General features: G+C 39.3%; 8 protein-coding genes. 2 read left to right on the forward strand and 6 right to left on the reverse strand.

Translation table 11 applies throughout. The features are described 5' to 3' along the window. Window positions 1-30 precede the first annotated feature (30 nt). Window positions 31-3105, reverse strand: coding sequence for a C1 family peptidase (locus tag AC1EJ0_RS04385; protein WP_480023267.1), 3075 nt, complete (start codon window positions 3103-3105; stop codon window positions 31-33). Window positions 3106-3517: 412 nt separating this feature from the next. On the opposite strand from AC1EJ0_RS04385, the gene AC1EJ0_RS04390 reads away from it, so the two are divergent. Further along, on the forward strand, window positions 3518-8917 hold the full coding sequence (locus AC1EJ0_RS04390; protein ID WP_480023266.1) for a lectin like domain-containing protein: 5400 nt from the start codon (window positions 3518-3520) through the stop codon (window positions 8915-8917). A 595-nt stretch (window positions 8918-9512) separates the two neighbouring features. Here AC1EJ0_RS04390 and AC1EJ0_RS04395 read toward each other — a convergent pair. The 4 genes from AC1EJ0_RS04395 to AC1EJ0_RS04410 form a co-directional block, all read right to left on the reverse strand. Beyond that, the gene (locus AC1EJ0_RS04395) at window positions 9513-10184 is read right to left on the reverse strand and encodes a P-II family nitrogen regulator (RefSeq protein WP_480023265.1); all 672 of its coding nucleotides are present in this window, start codon (window positions 10182-10184) and stop codon (window positions 9513-9515) included. Continuing rightward, complete coding sequence (locus AC1EJ0_RS04400; RefSeq protein ID WP_480023264.1) at window positions 10177-11652, reverse strand: DUF1538 domain-containing protein; 1476 nt, start codon at window positions 11650-11652, stop codon at window positions 10177-10179. The genes AC1EJ0_RS04395 and AC1EJ0_RS04400 overlap by 8 nt, the downstream gene beginning before the upstream one ends. A 91-nt stretch (window positions 11653-11743) precedes the next feature. Beyond that, entirely contained in the window at window positions 11744-12472 is a 729-nt protein-coding gene (locus tag AC1EJ0_RS04405; protein WP_480023263.1) for a TIGR03915 family putative DNA repair protein, read from the reverse strand. Further along, window positions 12450-13652 (reverse strand): putative DNA modification/repair radical SAM protein, encoded by a 1203-nt coding sequence (locus AC1EJ0_RS04410; protein WP_480023976.1) that lies wholly within the window; start codon window positions 13650-13652, stop codon window positions 12450-12452. Before AC1EJ0_RS04410 ends, AC1EJ0_RS04405 begins: the two co-directional genes overlap by 23 nt. Here AC1EJ0_RS04410 and AC1EJ0_RS04415 point away from each other — a divergent pair. Further along, window positions 13555-13782 (forward strand): hypothetical protein, encoded by a 228-nt coding sequence (locus tag AC1EJ0_RS04415; protein ID WP_480023977.1) that lies wholly within the window; start codon window positions 13555-13557, stop codon window positions 13780-13782. The genes AC1EJ0_RS04410 and AC1EJ0_RS04415 overlap by 98 nt on opposite strands. 69 nt (window positions 13783-13851) lie before the next feature. On the opposite strand, the gene AC1EJ0_RS04420 is transcribed toward AC1EJ0_RS04415, so the two are convergent. Then, window positions 13852-15736: S-layer homology domain-containing protein (locus tag AC1EJ0_RS04420; RefSeq protein ID WP_480023261.1), on the reverse strand; the 1885-nt coding region annotated here is incomplete at its 5' end.

Consider the following 15736-nt stretch of genomic DNA (forward strand, 5'->3'; position numbering starts at 1 on the left):
TATATAATTGGCTGAGCCACTTATATCGTATTAATTATATGAATATTTAATTGATGTTTCTTCACCATATATATTAAGCGTAGATGTAAATTCTTTTCTCCAGTTGGCAAAGTTGCCAGCTGTGTACTTGATTTCTGCTATACCATCAGTAAATTTAACAATGTTTGTAAGTTTACGTCCGTTTCCTTCTGTTACTATAGTAGCGTATCCATCAAATGGACTTCCGTCTACTATGGCTTCTGCTCTAAGTGTAAAGGCTGCTGACTCTCTTGTTTGTGAGTTTCTAAAGTATAGTATCTTTACTACAGGATTAGTTCCATATGCAGGCTTAGTTAGATCATATGAGAAATGTAGTTCTTTACTTTCGCTTCCAACTGTAAGTCTTGCTACGAAATCATCATGTCCTGAGCCAAAGGATCCAGCTGAGAACTGTCTTACAACGTAGCCTTCCTTAGCCCAAATTTCTTCTTTGATAGTCTTGCCATCAAGTGCTTCTACTTCTAATGTTGTGTAGCCTGTGTATGGTTTGCCGTTTGCTTCAACATAGGCGTTTACTCTAAAGATGCCTGCGTGGCGCTCAGTATTTTCTAGACTGATGATTCTTATATCTTCTAAATCTTCTGCTAGTATTTCACCATACTTACCAAATCTGATAGTCTTTTCTTCGTTTCTTACCTTAAGTGTTGCTTCGAACTTGCTTTTAGAAAGAGCAAAGTCACCGCCTAAGTACTTAGATACAACTTTTCCTTGGTTAAAGTAAACTCTTCTTTCATTTACTTTGCCTTCGCTTTTAACTATGATAGTTGCGGCGCCGTTATATGGCCTGCCATCTACAGTTGCCTCTCCATATAATCTGAAGATACCAGATCTTCTTTCTGAGTTAGTAAAGCTTGTAATCTCAATAACTTGTTTATCGTAGTCAGGTACTACCTTTGCTCTGAACGTTGTCTTTAGTCCGTTGTCAGTCATAACAGTTATGTTTGAGTAGCCAACGCCTCTAGCAACTAGTATACCATCTGGTCTTGCTTCGATAACATTTGGATGGTCTGAGTAATATATAAAGTTTCTCTTAGCTGTTGCCGGATAAGTTCCAACTAGTGGCTCAATGTTAAATGTTTTTCCTTCTGTGATAATATCTGATTGCCTGTTCATAAATATAGTTAAAGCAACGTTTGGATCTATCTCAGGTTTTATTGGATCAGCTTTTTTATCATCAGGAATTTCTGGTTTATCTGGTTCTGGATCTGGTTCAGGAACATAATCATTGTTGCCTATAACTTCAATCTTTTCTCTTCCTGGTACTCTTATGCCTGGATTAACAACTTGTATGTTAAATCTCTTTTCTAAAGTGCCGTCCTTTGTTTTTATAAAGACATTGGTATTACCTGGTGCTACCGGATAAAGTATACCGCCTTCTTTAAATACAGCAACATTTTTATCCATAGTACCAAAAACTAGTTCAACATCATCAGCATTAGCTGGCTCTAAAGTGTATCTTAGTATCCCTTTCTTGTCAATATCAATAACGCCTTGACTGCCGTGAGTGAAAACTATGTCTCTTAATTTTACTTTTCCGTCTATGGTAATGTCTGTGCCAGAATCATCAACTTCAGCTAAATCTTTTTCAGGAACTTCGTCGCCAGTTGTTGTGATGGCCTTGATACAGAAGTTTGCGTTGGCAATTGTTTCTGTTAAGTCCTTCCAACCAGTACCAGTTTTTGAGTAGAATGATTGGCCTGGTGAAGCTACCGCCTTAGATGTGTATCCATTAATTCTTGATTCAATTGCAAGTGGTGTATTGTTATTAGCTCTTTGTGAGTTCATATACACTACTACAGCAAATTGTTCTCCTTCATCAAGTTGTTGTGGATCTATATCTATAGTATAATAACCTGGATAAGGTATAGTTCCTTCAGCGACCTTTACTCTTTCGTCTGTTAACTGAGATGTTTTATCAACATGTCTTACTACATAAACCTCATAGCTAGTTTGGTTAGCAACGTTAAATAAACCAACTTCATGAAGAAGTTCTTTGTACTTAGCTGTGTAGATGTTTGCCATGTAGCCTTCGCCCTTAAATCCAACTGATCTTGTTGCTCCAAGAGGGTCATATTGGTGAATGATACCTCTTAAGTCTTTTTTCTTAGGAATAAATACAGTTGGGCTTTTGCCTATAAAGCCATCATAATAAGATACGTAATAATAACCAGCATCCATGTACTTGTTGCCCCAAGAGTTTTTACAAATCCAAGCTCCATTGCCTGGTGCATTTTGAGTAAATGCTGATGCGGGGAAAGTATCGTCCCATCCAACTATGGTTACAGCGTGGTTAGTTGAGCCATGACCTGGATTATACATAGAGTTTGTATTTTTGTTTTCATAATAAGAAGTAGAATTAACTGTAGTATAAACTCCTCCATATTCATTGATAGCCCACTTAATATTGTCAATCTCATTGATGTTTGTAACGTCTGGAAGGTAGATAACTTTGTCAATGTCTAAAACTCTTCTTAAGTCCTTTTTTGAAACAGTTATAACTGGATCATAAGGATCATCATCTTCAGCTATAGGTCCCTTGCCGCTTGCTAAGTATGCAGCTGCCATATCACGGTTACCGCCCTTTTCAGCAGACCAGTCAAAATCGTGCATGTTTCTTAAGTGTTTTTCACTAAAGTCGTATAGGCCCTTCTTTTGTCTTAATAGTATGGATTCCATCGATCCATATGTAGCGAATGCCCAACAAGAACCATTTTGTCCTTGGTCTTTAACTGGAGATACCATGCCTGTTTGTCTTAAGTCGAATTTAGCAGGATAAAACTTTGCCGCTCTCATAGATCTAGTTCTAAGCTGTGGAACTGTTTCTTTTGTATCGACCTTTAGTGGCGCGATGCTTAAGTCGCCTTCATCAAAGTCTTCATTGATATCGCTTATTTCCAAAGGAAAATCTTCCTCACTATCGTCAGGCACTAAAACTGTTTCTTCATAATTGTCATCAAATTCTAAGCCGTCAAAGTTTTCTGCCTTAGATATGTTTGGAAGATTGCTAGTCAATATTAAAGATAGAACTAAAAGAAAAACTAAGTTTCTAAATTTTTTGCTCCCCATTGATATCCTCTCCTCTCTTTATATTTTTACATATGAATGTAAACAAAATAATAATAAAAAAATATTTTTTAATTTAAGCTATACTAATAGACATTAAAAATTTCTTTCATTATAATACATTCTTGCAAGTAATTTTTATTTTCTTGCACACTTTTGTCATTTTGTACTAAAAAATCATACTTTTGTAGTATTTTTTTATATCTAGTATAAATTTTATCTATACTAAACAGTGTTTTTATTAATAATTTTGAATAATTGAAATCATTGTAATCTAAAAAATTTTGTGCTATAATCATTCAAAATAGGCAAAATAGCCGTAACGTTTTACCAAGGTAGAGTTGTTCTTGGTATACGTCTTAATGATGCAACTTATTTTGCTTATTTATTCATTTTCTTTAAGGGAGGTATGTAAATGAAAAGAAAATTTCCAAAAAGTATTTTAAGTCTTGTTCTAGCACTTATTATACTAATCACACCAGTGACAGCATTTGCAGAGGATTTAGAGATTTCTGATCCTATAGTCGATCAAGTCGACTTAGCAAATCTCGTTAAGAAAGATGAAATTGCCGATGAGATTGATGGTTCTTTCTCGCCTATCAATCCAGAGTACAATAAGGTAATGTCATCGAAGCAAGACGAAAAGTTCTATGGTTTGCGCGTTAGCCCTGTACTTTACAACGCAAATTATGAGCTAGAAAAGAGTGATGACTTCGCTCCATGGAGAGAGCGTCAAGCGGCTCCAAGAAAGTATGACTTAAGAGAGCACAATCGTGTTACTCCAGTCAAAAATCAAGGCCCAAACGGTTCTTGCTGGTCCTTTGCATCATTTGCATCAGCTGAATCAGTTTTGATGCCAGAGTACAATGACTTCAGTGAAAAGAACATGAGAAACACTCACGGCTTTGACTGGGGTCCAGACCAAGGCGGTACTTGGCAAGTAGCAAGCGCTTACTTAACTCGTGGCTCTGGTCCTATCGCAGAAAGAGATGAACCTTACTCACCTTATGATTTTTACTCTCCAAGGGGATTAAGAAGAGTTAAAGACGTTGATAAGATTATGAATATACCAGACGTTAGAGGCGGATGGGATACAGATATCTTAAAGCAAGCTGTTATGGAATACGGCGCTGCTTACACAACTATCAACGGTGATGAATCGTACTTAAATTCAAGAACTATGGGTTCATACAACCCAGGCTACTATGGTTATGCTAACCACGCTGTTGCCATAGTTGGTTGGGACGATAGTTTCTCTCGTTATAATTTTGGTATAACACCTCCAGGAGATGGCGCTTGGCTAATCAAGAACTCTTGGGGACAAAACTGGAAATACATGGGCGGTTATTATTGGGTTTCTTATTATGATGCTTTTGCAGGCAGAAGCAATGCAATTTTTAAATTAAAGGACATGGTTCCTAACGAAGAGATATGGTATTATGACGATTTAGGTATGACAAGTACTTATGGTAATGGTCAAAGCGCATATTTCTCAAATGTTTTCGGCCCAGTTAATTCTAATAAAGATGTTTACCAAGTTGGTTTCTTCGTTCCATCAAATGGAGCAAGATATGAAATATATATGACAAAGGGCAGAGGACAAGTTTCTTTCAACGATAGAGTAAAGGTTGCTGAAGGAAGTGTTACTTATGCTGGCTATGTCAATATACCTATAAGGAAGTATAATGTTTCTAGTGGTGAATATTTCGCACCTATCGTTAAGCTAACAACTCCAGGATATAACTATCCAATCCCTGTTGAAAACTACATCGCTGGTTATTCTTCAAGGGCAAGAGCGGGTAGAGGCGAATCATACATCTCCTACGACGGAGCTAGATGGACTGATATGGCGCAAGTTAAGTACAACGCAAACGTTGCACTTAAGGCTATGACAGTTCCAGGAGGTTCTTCTCCATCATATGACAAGAAAGTTTCATCAATTGAATTTAATGAAAATCCAGTAAATCTTAAAGTCGGAGAAAATTATGAAATCAATCCAAGAGTTCTTCCAGAAGACGCTACAAATAAAAATCTAAACTACTCTGTCAATCCAAGTGGCATAGTAAGCGTTCAAAATGGCGTTTTAAGAGCTTTAAGAAAAGGTACAGCTACTGTAACTGCTACAGCAACTGATGGCTCTTACAAGAGAAATTCATTTACTGTAAATGTTTTGGATGATGTTCAAAATATTGAAGTAAAAAACATTGTCTTAGATAAAGAAGAGCTAAAACTAAAAGTTAATGAAACAAGCACAATAAGAGCAAGTGTTGAACCAAGTAATGCTAGAAACAAAGCTATATACTGGTCAAGCACTAATACTAGTGTTGCCACAGTTCAAGGCGGCTACGTAAAAGCCATTGCCAAGGGCGAGTGCGACATCATCGCTAAAACTTCTAACGGCGTTTCTAAAAAGGCTCACGTAATTGTTTATGATGATAATAATAATGATGATAACGATAAAAACATGATCAAAGTCTCATCATCTGTATACGCTAAAACTATTAGACAAGGCTACAGCCAAAGTATAACAGTTAATTCAAAGGACTACCTAAACAGAAATCTTCGCTATGTAATGACTGAGATAGAAGTAATTAGCCCAAGCGGAAGCAGTATTAGTAAATCAGCTTACTCTGACTACTACGGCAACGCTAAGTTTACTCTAGGCGCAAATGAAATTTCTTTAGCTGGCGAATACACTGTTAATATCAAGGTTAGCGGCGGCACTTACAAAGCAAACACTGATACATTAACATTTACAGTTGAAGACGGACGCCCAAGCTTTGATCTAGAAGTAAAGCCTATGTCAAAAGAAATTATGAACAACCAAAAAATTCAACTAGCAATTCATGCCACTGCTAATGGCAGAAACGTAAGATATGTAGACCTAGATATCGAGATAGTAACTGCAAGTGGCGCCGTTCATAAAAACACTGGTAGAACTAACTACTACGGCAGAGCAAACTACTACTACAGTCCAGACGGAGGACAAGAAGGCACTTATACTGTAAAAGTTACAGCTAAGAGCTCACAATACAAAGACGCCGTTGGAACTGCAAGTTTTGAAGTTAAAAAATACAGAAACCCTTATCACCTAGATATGTCTTTCGAAAAAGACCAAGAAAGCTATAAATTAGGCGATAGAGCAGGTATCAGCATTAAAGTTGTTGACCAAAGAAAATATGGTGTAAGATACTTACCTGTTAAGATAGAAGTAAGTGGTCCAAATAACTTTAAGTATAATTTAACAAAATACACTAATAATTATGGTATCGCTGCAGTTTACATCACTCCAACTGAAGAAATGGGTGAAGGTGAATACACTATCAAGGCAAGCGCAAGCAAATACGGCTACGACGATGCTGAAGGTGAATATAAAATTGTCTTTGGCGATGAAAAGCCTATAGACCCAGTTGATCCAGTCGATCCAGTTGAGCCAGAAGAAACAATCTACAAGATGATTGAGACTGACGAAGCTCAAAAACTTATCGAAGAAAATAAAGGCAATGAAAACTTTGTCATCTTTGACGCAAGAACAAAGGCTGAATACAACGAATCTCACATAGAAGGCTGTATACACCACGACTATTATCAAAAAGATCACGAAGATTTTGTAAAAACATTAGATAAGAACAAAACTTATTTATTATACTGCAGAACACAAGTTCGTTCAGGCGCAACTGCTGAAATCATGAAAAAGCTTGGCTTTAAAAAGATTTATTGGATGAACGGCGGTATGACAAAGTGGCTTAGAGAAAATCGTCCATCAGTCTTCCCTGAGTACGACAAAGCGCTTGACTTAAACATCGGCGCAGATAAATCAGCCTACACTGCAGGAAGCAATGTCGTTTTAAACGCAAAAGTAACTGACCTTGATGGCAATGGTGTAAGAAAAGCAAATATCGATTTAGCCTTACTTGATGCAAATGGCAGCGCTATCGATAGAAAGACTGTTCAATCAGGCAATACTGGTGAATTCACTGTAAACTTTACAGCGCCAGCAAGACTTGGTAAATACACAATAGAAGCAAAAGCTAGTTACAACGACTTTAAAAATGCCAATGGCCTTGCATCTTTCGATGTAGCTCAAAGCGAAAAAGAATTTACTTCTTATGAAGAGAGAAAAGCTTCTGGACAATATAAGCACTTAAAAACTACAGATTTTGAGTACGAAGCGCTAGAAAAACATTATGGCAAGAACATACTTCAATATTATGTTAAAGATGCAAATCTAAAAGATCACAGAATTTCAGATCTAATTGACCCTAATAAGAAAACAGTTTTAGTCTTTGGTTACCCAGGCTGCGGCGCTTGTGTAGAAATGTGGAAAGCCATGGCTCCACTTGCACACGAAAAATATAATTTCGTTGAAATAGTTACTTCAGTTGAAGAAGATGTTAATTCAACAGTAAACTTTGTTGACAATGTTTTAAAAGAATTAAATATAGAACACTTCAAAAACCATATCTTCTACGATGCTGACGAAAAGATTTGGGCATCACGCCTAGGCTTCTTAACAACACCAAACACAGTTATACTAGATGAAAACGGAAGATTAGTAAACATCGCCGGCGCTCTTGATAAAGACGGTCTATATGATTTACTATACAAAACTTTAGGCTTAAACGTTGAAGGAGACGACGAGCCAGAAGATGAGTATAACGCTAAGCTAGACCTAAACTTCGATAAAGAAGAGATAAGAACAGGCGAAACAGTTAAGATCACAGCTAAATTACAAGATTTATTCGGTAAAAACATCTACCAAGATACTATCAGATACACAATCAAGTACCCAAACGGTGCTTACCAAGATGGCATCTACGATAGAAAGACAGGCTACACAGGCGAAACAAATCTATACTTCACAAGCGATGACTCAAGCGTTGGAGGCGAACATGAAGTTACAATCGAACTTATCTCAAATAATTACAAAGCTAAAAAGATTACAAAATCATTTAGAATAGTAAAAGACACAAAGAAAGATGACTACAACCTAAGCATCTCCTTTGGCAAAGATAATTTCAAAAAAGGCGATGTTATAAGAATGGTTCTTGAAGTGAAAGACCAAAACGGAAGCCCAGTTAAGAATGAAAGAGTAAAATTCACATTCACATATCCAGAAGGTAAATCCTATAACTACGATAGACAAACAGACTACTATGGAAAGGCAATGCTAACATTTACAACAAACTCAGCAGTTCCAGAAGGAAAATTCACATTGAAAGCATCTTTGACAGACAGACCAGAATACACAGCCGAAAAATCATTCACAATAGGAGGCGCTGATCCAGATAAGCCTATTAACAAAGATTCATTAACATATCAAGACAGATATAATAATGGCGAGTTCAATCACTTACAAAGTGGCGACCTACTTGGCAAACTAAGAAATGCATACGGCACAAACGTTTCTAATTACACACTTACAAATATGCAAGGTCAAACAGTTAGCATCTCTTCACTAATGGATGGACGCCGCCCAACAGTTATTGCCATGGGTTACCCAACATGTGGAGGCTGCCAAGCAAGCTGGAGAAGCCTAGTAAATATCAATAAATCAAGCTTCAACATGGTAGAAGCAATGACAATGGGCGACAGCCAAAGCATCACATCGATACTAAACAGACTTGGCCTAAGCCAAATGCTACCATACTTCCACTACAACGCAAGAAGCTTATTTAACCTAATTAGCTCAAACTACGTTCCTTGCCTAATGTACCTTGATAAAGACGGCAATATAACAAACTTAAGCTACTTCAACTCAAACGAGGAAGTACTAAGCATAGTTAGGACAATAGAGGGAACAGTGTCAAAATAATTATATAAACTCTATATAGAATAATATTTAGTTTACACAGTGGATGCTATCTAGATTAGATGGCATCTACTTTTTTGTTTATAGTGAAGTTTTTGTATAAGATTTAAAATAGATTTTGCATGGCTAATGGCGGGCGTTTGATATGCGCCGAGCTGATGGTCTATGCCGCGCTGATGGTATATGACGGGCACATGGTATATGCCGCGCTGATGGTATATGACGGGCACATGGTATATGCCGCGCTGATGGTATATGACGCGCGTTTCATTTTTCTCGCGCAATACACTTAAGGCGATTCGTAATTTGCTAAAAACGATATAGGCACAAAAAAAGAGAGCCGGAGCTCTCTTGTGTATTTAAGATCTTTAATCTTTTATATTTATTTAGATCAAATAGTGAGAAAATTGATTTTCGTGAGCGCAGCATTCGGAATAAATTGCATTAATTTCTTAATGAAGATGTCTGCCCGCGAATTCATCTAGCTGAGCGTAGCGAACGAATATGAATTCGCAAGACATCGAGTTTAGAAATTAACAATTTATGTAGACCAGCAAGCGAGGGAAAGCAATTTTCGATGCACAAATTGAATGCAAAATTATTTAACTAATCCGAAAGTATTAACAACGTTCGTCACAAAGATTATTCCCTTTCCTTGCTCTTCAATTCCAGTTTCCTTCCTTATCGACTCAACTATGTCCTTAGTTTTTGCTTCTTCTGATATAATCAAGACGATCTCTTTCTCGGGTTCGATGAGCATATTGAACACTTTGCGCGCTTCTTCGCTGCCCGAGCCTCTCGCGTGCATAACAGTTCCGCCTCTTGAGCCGGCTTTTTCAGCTGCTTCGATCACGTCGTCTGCATTTCCTTTTTCAACTATAGTATATATGGCGTTGTACATATTTTCACCTCTTTTAATATTTTCACTTCCATTACCATTACCATTGTCATTATCTTCTGTGCCAAAGACGTTGAATGCGCTCTCGATGTAGGCAATTCCGTGGTTTGGCTTGTCCATTTCAAGTTTTTCTACTAAATAATCAGCAAAATCCGTGATCTCCTCAGTCTTTCCGAAGAGCATAAGAACTGCTTTTTTCTTGTCGTTTAGACCTAAGTAGTCGAATATTGTCCTAGATGCAGTGCCTCTGCCTAGCATGGCAACTGAGGCTGTAACGCCTTTCTCATCCGCTAAGTGCAAGACTTTGCTCGCTTTATTATGCTCGACTATAACGACTAGCATTTCTAAGTGACGAGACTTTAAACTACGCATTCTTCACTCCCCCTTTTTCATGTTTCAGATAGAATAGACCAAGTATTTGCAGTGCTATTAGAGGCGTCATCGCTACCATGGCAATGGTACCGAAGCCGTCTATAAGTAGGTCCGCTGTTGGTGTTGAGGCTGCAACGCCTTGTGCATAAGCAAGGATAAATGTCGCAGTCATTGGTCCTGAGGCAACGCCGCCTGAGTCAAAGGCGATGCCGACGAATAGATTTGGCACTTTTTTCATTATCAAGAATGTTATGATATAGCCCGGTAGCAGTACGTGCCATAGCTGCATGCCAGGAACTAATATTTTAAGGATCGACAAGGCTACCGCGATGCCGACACCTATTGACAAAGTCATAAGTACGACTGATTTTTTGATTGAGCCCGCCGTAACGGCTTCGATTTGGTTCGTAAGTACGTGAACTGCCGGCTCCGCAAGTATAGTCAGTACGCCCATCAGAAAGGCGATGGCAACGATGAAGGCCTTGCTGTGCTCTGTGGCTAGCGCGTGACCGATGTAGCGGCCGACGTCCATAAAGCCGCTGTTTACGCCAACTAGGAAGATTACAAGTCCCACAAACGTTAAAACGCAGCCGGTTGCGATTCTTGCGTTTGCCCTCTTCGAATTATGGAAGAAGATCATGTTGCAGATCGTGTAAATCACGATTATGGGTAGAAGCGCGATGATTATCTCTTTAGCGACTATCGGCGCCTCGTGGATGAAGTGCGAGAAAATTCCCGGCTCTGCCGCCACGGCAATGTCTGGAACCTCACCAAACTCTGGTTTTGATAGCATACCAAGTACCAGTGCACCGATGATGGCGCCTGCTGAAGCGATGCCAACTAGGCCAAAGGAGTCGTCTTCGGACTTTTGGCTGTCTTTGTTAATGGCGGAGGCACCTGCGGATAAAGCAAGTAAGAATGGTACAGTCAGTGCCCCAGTTGTCGCTCCTGAAGCATCAAATGATACTGCTAGGAAGAACTGGTCTGAAAGCACTGCAAGTACGAGTATTACGCCATATGTAAGCATTAAAAACTTCTTTAGCGAATACACTTCTACTATACGCACCATGCCAAGTGAAATAAGTAAAGCGACACCCATTGACACAAGCATAACTAGTGTTGACTTCGATACAACGCCCAGAGTCACCTGGCCAACTTGGTCTGCCAAGATGTGCAAATCCGGCTCAGCTATTGAAATGACAAAGCCTAAGATCAGTCCCATGAGCGCTATGACCCAAAGTTTACCGCTCTTAACGGCTGCGTTACCGAAGCTGTCGCCCATAGGCGTGATGCCAAGGTCGACGCCGATCAAAAATATTGTCAGTCCCAAAAGTATGAAGACCGCGCCTAATAAAAAGCGTATGAAGACGTCGCTCTCTAGCGGAACCACTGTAAAATTCAGTATCACAACGAGCAGCGATATCGGTAAAACGGTCGCTAGGACTTCTTTAAACTTCTCTTTAATCAAAATGTCACTTCCTTCTAGTCAAATTCGTTTATTTCTTTAGACAAGTAAAATCATTAACACTATTATAATGGAAAAGTGCCCCAATTTCAAGCTATTTCTCAATTAAGTAGCGCCAGTAACGCTTTGGCATATTTGAAATCATCAGCTTTTCACTCTTTCTCTCATCTATGGCAATTGTCTTGTAAAAGTCTTTCCAAGCTTCTTCGAAGAATTTTTCTTTTTCGCTAATAGTGTAGTCAAGCGATTTTAGCTCCAAAAACTCGACCTTCCCCTTCATGTGCATGGCGGCCGTACCACGCTTCACATCAGCGATTACGAAGTTTATAGTGGGGAGCCTCTTCACAAAATGAGGTACGATGAGGGTCAAGATGTCATTCTTCGGCTCAAACTCAGCTAGCATCACGCCGCCCTCTACCTCTTTGAAGCGCAAAAGACCTTTGTAAGAATGGTTTTCCGATAAAACATTTCTACGTATGCGGCGAAACTCGCTCGCTGCCACTTCTGATGAAAAGATGTAGCCGTAACCATGCTCGAAGACGCCTTTGATGGCTCTGATTAATATATCTTCCTTATTAATATCACAGGACAAAAATACCGCCACTATCTCCCTCATGAAACGCTTCGGAAACTTGTCCTCAAGCGCTTTTAGTACGCGAGTGGCCTCTGCCATATCCGTGGTGATAAAGACCTTGGTATCAAATAAGGAGCCTTGACCATCGGGCATGAATTTGGCGCGCTCGATGTCCTCGTAAAGCTCGAAGATGACCGTCATGAGGCCTTCGAAGCTCCTGTCGTAATCAAAATAACGATAGCTGTTCATTGAGATTCACCTTATCCATGAGTTTTATGCGCAGATTTTCGCGCGTATCAATCTTGCCGCCTCTGTAGACCCCCGCGACTGTGATGAAGTATTTAGCACGCTTTAAGGAGATGTGCATATTCTCGAGCGAAGAATACGAAAGCCTCGCAAAGCGCCTTGCATTGATAATCTTGTGGCAAGTCGTCGGACCAAAGCCAGGCACGCGAAGAAGCTCTTCGTAGCTCGCCTTGTTGACTTCGATTGGAAAGAGCTCGATATGATTTATCGCCCAAAAAGCCTTGGGATCAAGGTCCAGGTCGAGCATGGGATTTGTGCGCGAAACGATTTCGTAGGGCTTAAATTTGTAGAAGCGCATCAGCCAGTCCGCTTGGTAGATGCGGTGCTCCCTAAGTAACGGTGCGGCTTTGATGCCACTCGTGTACTTCGATTTAACGACGGGAACGAAGGCCGAATAATAAACGCGTTTCATGCTAAAACCCTTATAAAGCAGCGACGCCTTCGTGATTATGGTCTCGTCACTTTCATTTGCGGCGCCTATAATCATTTGCGTGGTTTGCCCAGCTGGGGCAATGAGTGGCGCGCTCTTGTACTTCAACCTGTCCTCTTTGTTCTCGGCTATTGCCATTTTAATATTGTTCATAGGCTTCATGATGCCCTCGGTAGTTTTCTGCGGAGCAAGCATTTTAAGGGACTTTTCAGTCGGCAGCTCAATATTGACAGATACCCTATCAATCAGGGACGATAGCTTTGTAACCAGCTCTTTTGAAGCGCCCGGTATGACCTTCATATGTATATAACCATTGAAGTGGTAGGTGTTACGAAGGAGCTCAGCCGTTCTGATCAGCTGCTCCATGGTGTAGTCGGGGCTCTTGATGACTGCGCTCGAGAGGAATAGGCCCTCGATGTAGTTACGGATGTAGAAGTTCATAGTGAGCTCGGCGACCTCTTCGGGCGTGAACGAGGCGCGGGGCACGTCGTTCGAAGCGCGGTTAATGCAGTACTCGCAGTCATAAATGCAAACGTTTGTGAAGAGGATTTTAAGTAGCGATATGCAGCGGCCGTCCTCGGACCAGCTGTGACAGATGCCAGATGAGGCAGCGTTACCAATGCCTCCAGAATTTTTGCGCGAAGAATTAGACGAAGAGCATGACGCATCGTACTTCGCCGAGTCAGATAAAATTTTGAGTTTCGCCTTTAAATCCATAGTATCACCTGAGTATATTGTATCACTAAATGGCGATTTTGGCAAGATATGGGCGGGGATAGGGGAAAGAAGTGAGTACATCAATTCATGTACTCACATATATTAGACATAGAGCCAATAAATATAAAGGTAGGCTTTTTTGGCCTACCTTTATATTTGGGATTCATATTAAATTCTATCTAGTGCCTGGCATGAAATACATTCCATATGGATTTGCTATATAATGATCTACATTATATGCAGAATTTGCTAATTGTCCGTCAGCTCTAATGTGATTTACAATCCTATTGCTACTACTATCAAAATAGAATGTATTAGCAGCAACAATTACGTCAAAGAAGTACCATTGGTTTGGTGAAACGTCCATGAAATTCTTTAGACTAGGTAAGTTTGCTACCAAATATTGAATATCTACAGGAATGTTGAACGCTTTATTTGTTATTGCAACCACTTCTTTTCTTGTTATCACGCCGTCTGGGTTTAGTCTTTCCAAACCAGAAGTGTATATTCCTAACCAACCCGCTTGGTTAGCAGCTTCTACTTGTGAAATTGCCCAATGTCCCATTGGAAGATTCATTGAATTACCATATCTTTGTCCTAACTTTCTATATCTAGTTAAAACAGAAATCCACTCAGCTTTTGTTATTTCTCTGTTCGGTGCAAATCTACCATCAGGTAAGCCGCAGAAAACACCAGCTTGAGTTACGATTGATATTGCATTTGCATACCATTCTCTTCCATTAACATCAGTATATCTACTTAGTATTCCATATGAAGTAAATCCTTGTTCTACCAATACATTTGCTAATATTTGTGCTGCTTCCGCTCTAGATAGGCCCTTATTCGGCATAAATGTGCCGTTAGTATAACCGTCAATATACTTCTTAAAGACTATATTTCCGTTAAAATTAGGATTATAGTTATAATATTGACCATAGATATAAGGGTTGTAAGGATTATATCCATTAAATCCATAACCGTTATTGTTATTGTTATTGTTATTGTTATTATTGTTGTTGTTGTGATTGTTGTATAACTCTGATTGTAGCTTCAACATAAATTCTAATAACTTGTTTAGATCAAGTTGGTATTGCGAATTATTGTTTCCATCCTTGCCACCTTTATTGTCATCATCGCCCATAAATTTATATTCTGCTGTTGGGAATGTATTTCTTGCAAATCTTTGCTCTAATCTTTCATCCCAGCCTTTAAACTTATAGTCTCTGTCAGCAATAACAGTAGGCTCAGGTACTCTCACTAAAACGTCTGGATTTACCCAATAGATTGTAATCTCGCCGTTAGGTATAAATCCATGCCTTCCAGCATCAAATTCTACCTTAACAAAGCTAGATGGTACATTTGGTTTAGGTTCTCCTGGTAATTGTGGTACTATGTCTTGTCCACCTGGGGCAGAGCTTTGTTCATATTGAGCTATATAAGTCTTGTTAGCATATAATTGTTCATTTTTGTTAAAGTCTGGTGACCATCCAACAAATTTAAATCCAGACCTTATGGCTCTTGGTTCAGCAAAACCATTTAATTCACTTAACGAGTGTCCTATAAGAACCCAATAGCTTGTTCTGCCATATAGATTACCTTCTCCGGCATCAAACTCTACCTTTACATATGCTGGATTATGAGGATCGTCAGTAACAACTACATCTTGACCTTTTTCTTCGTATTGAGCAGTGTAAGTGTAATCCGCTCCGATATTAAACGAACTTGCAATTTGTTTGTCCCAACCGCCGAACTCATTTTTAACTCTATGTCTTTGATCAGCAACAATGCTAGGGATTCTAAAACCTTCTGCATACGCATTAACTAGTGTTGTGCCACTCTTTACGTCATATGACTTAGACAGAATTCCGCTAACACCGTTAACAGTTAAAGTTCCATGTGTGCCACTGTTAAAGCTTACTCTTACATATCCAGGTTTAACTGGGCCAGTCGGATCAGCTATAACTGCAGGATCTGTTCCTTTTTCTTCGCTGTAGTGGAAGTATACTATCTTTCCTGCTACTTCGTAAGCATTTGTTACTTCATTTTTACCTTCTGCATCT

It is taken from the genome of Fenollaria sp. C0166D3, from assembly GCF_056590255.1.

Excerpts from the sequence above, each read along its gene's own strand:
- AC1EJ0_RS04385 (WP_480023267.1), bottom strand. The coding sequence starts at position 3,105 with ATGGGGAGCAAAAAATTTAGAAACTTAGTTTTTCTTTTAGTTCTATCT.
- AC1EJ0_RS04390 (WP_480023266.1), top strand. The coding sequence starts at position 3,518 with ATGAAAAGAAAATTTCCAAAAAGTATTTTAAGTCTTGTTCTAGCACTT.
- AC1EJ0_RS04395 (WP_480023265.1), bottom strand. The coding sequence starts at position 10,184 with ATGCGTAGTTTAAAGTCTCGTCACTTAGAAATGCTAGTCGTTATAGTC.
- AC1EJ0_RS04405 (WP_480023263.1), bottom strand. The coding sequence starts at position 12,472 with ATGAACAGCTATCGTTATTTTGATTACGACAGGAGCTTCGAAGGCCTC.
- AC1EJ0_RS04415 (WP_480023977.1), top strand. The coding sequence starts at position 13,555 with ATGCCAGATGAGGCAGCGTTACCAATGCCTCCAGAATTTTTGCGCGAA.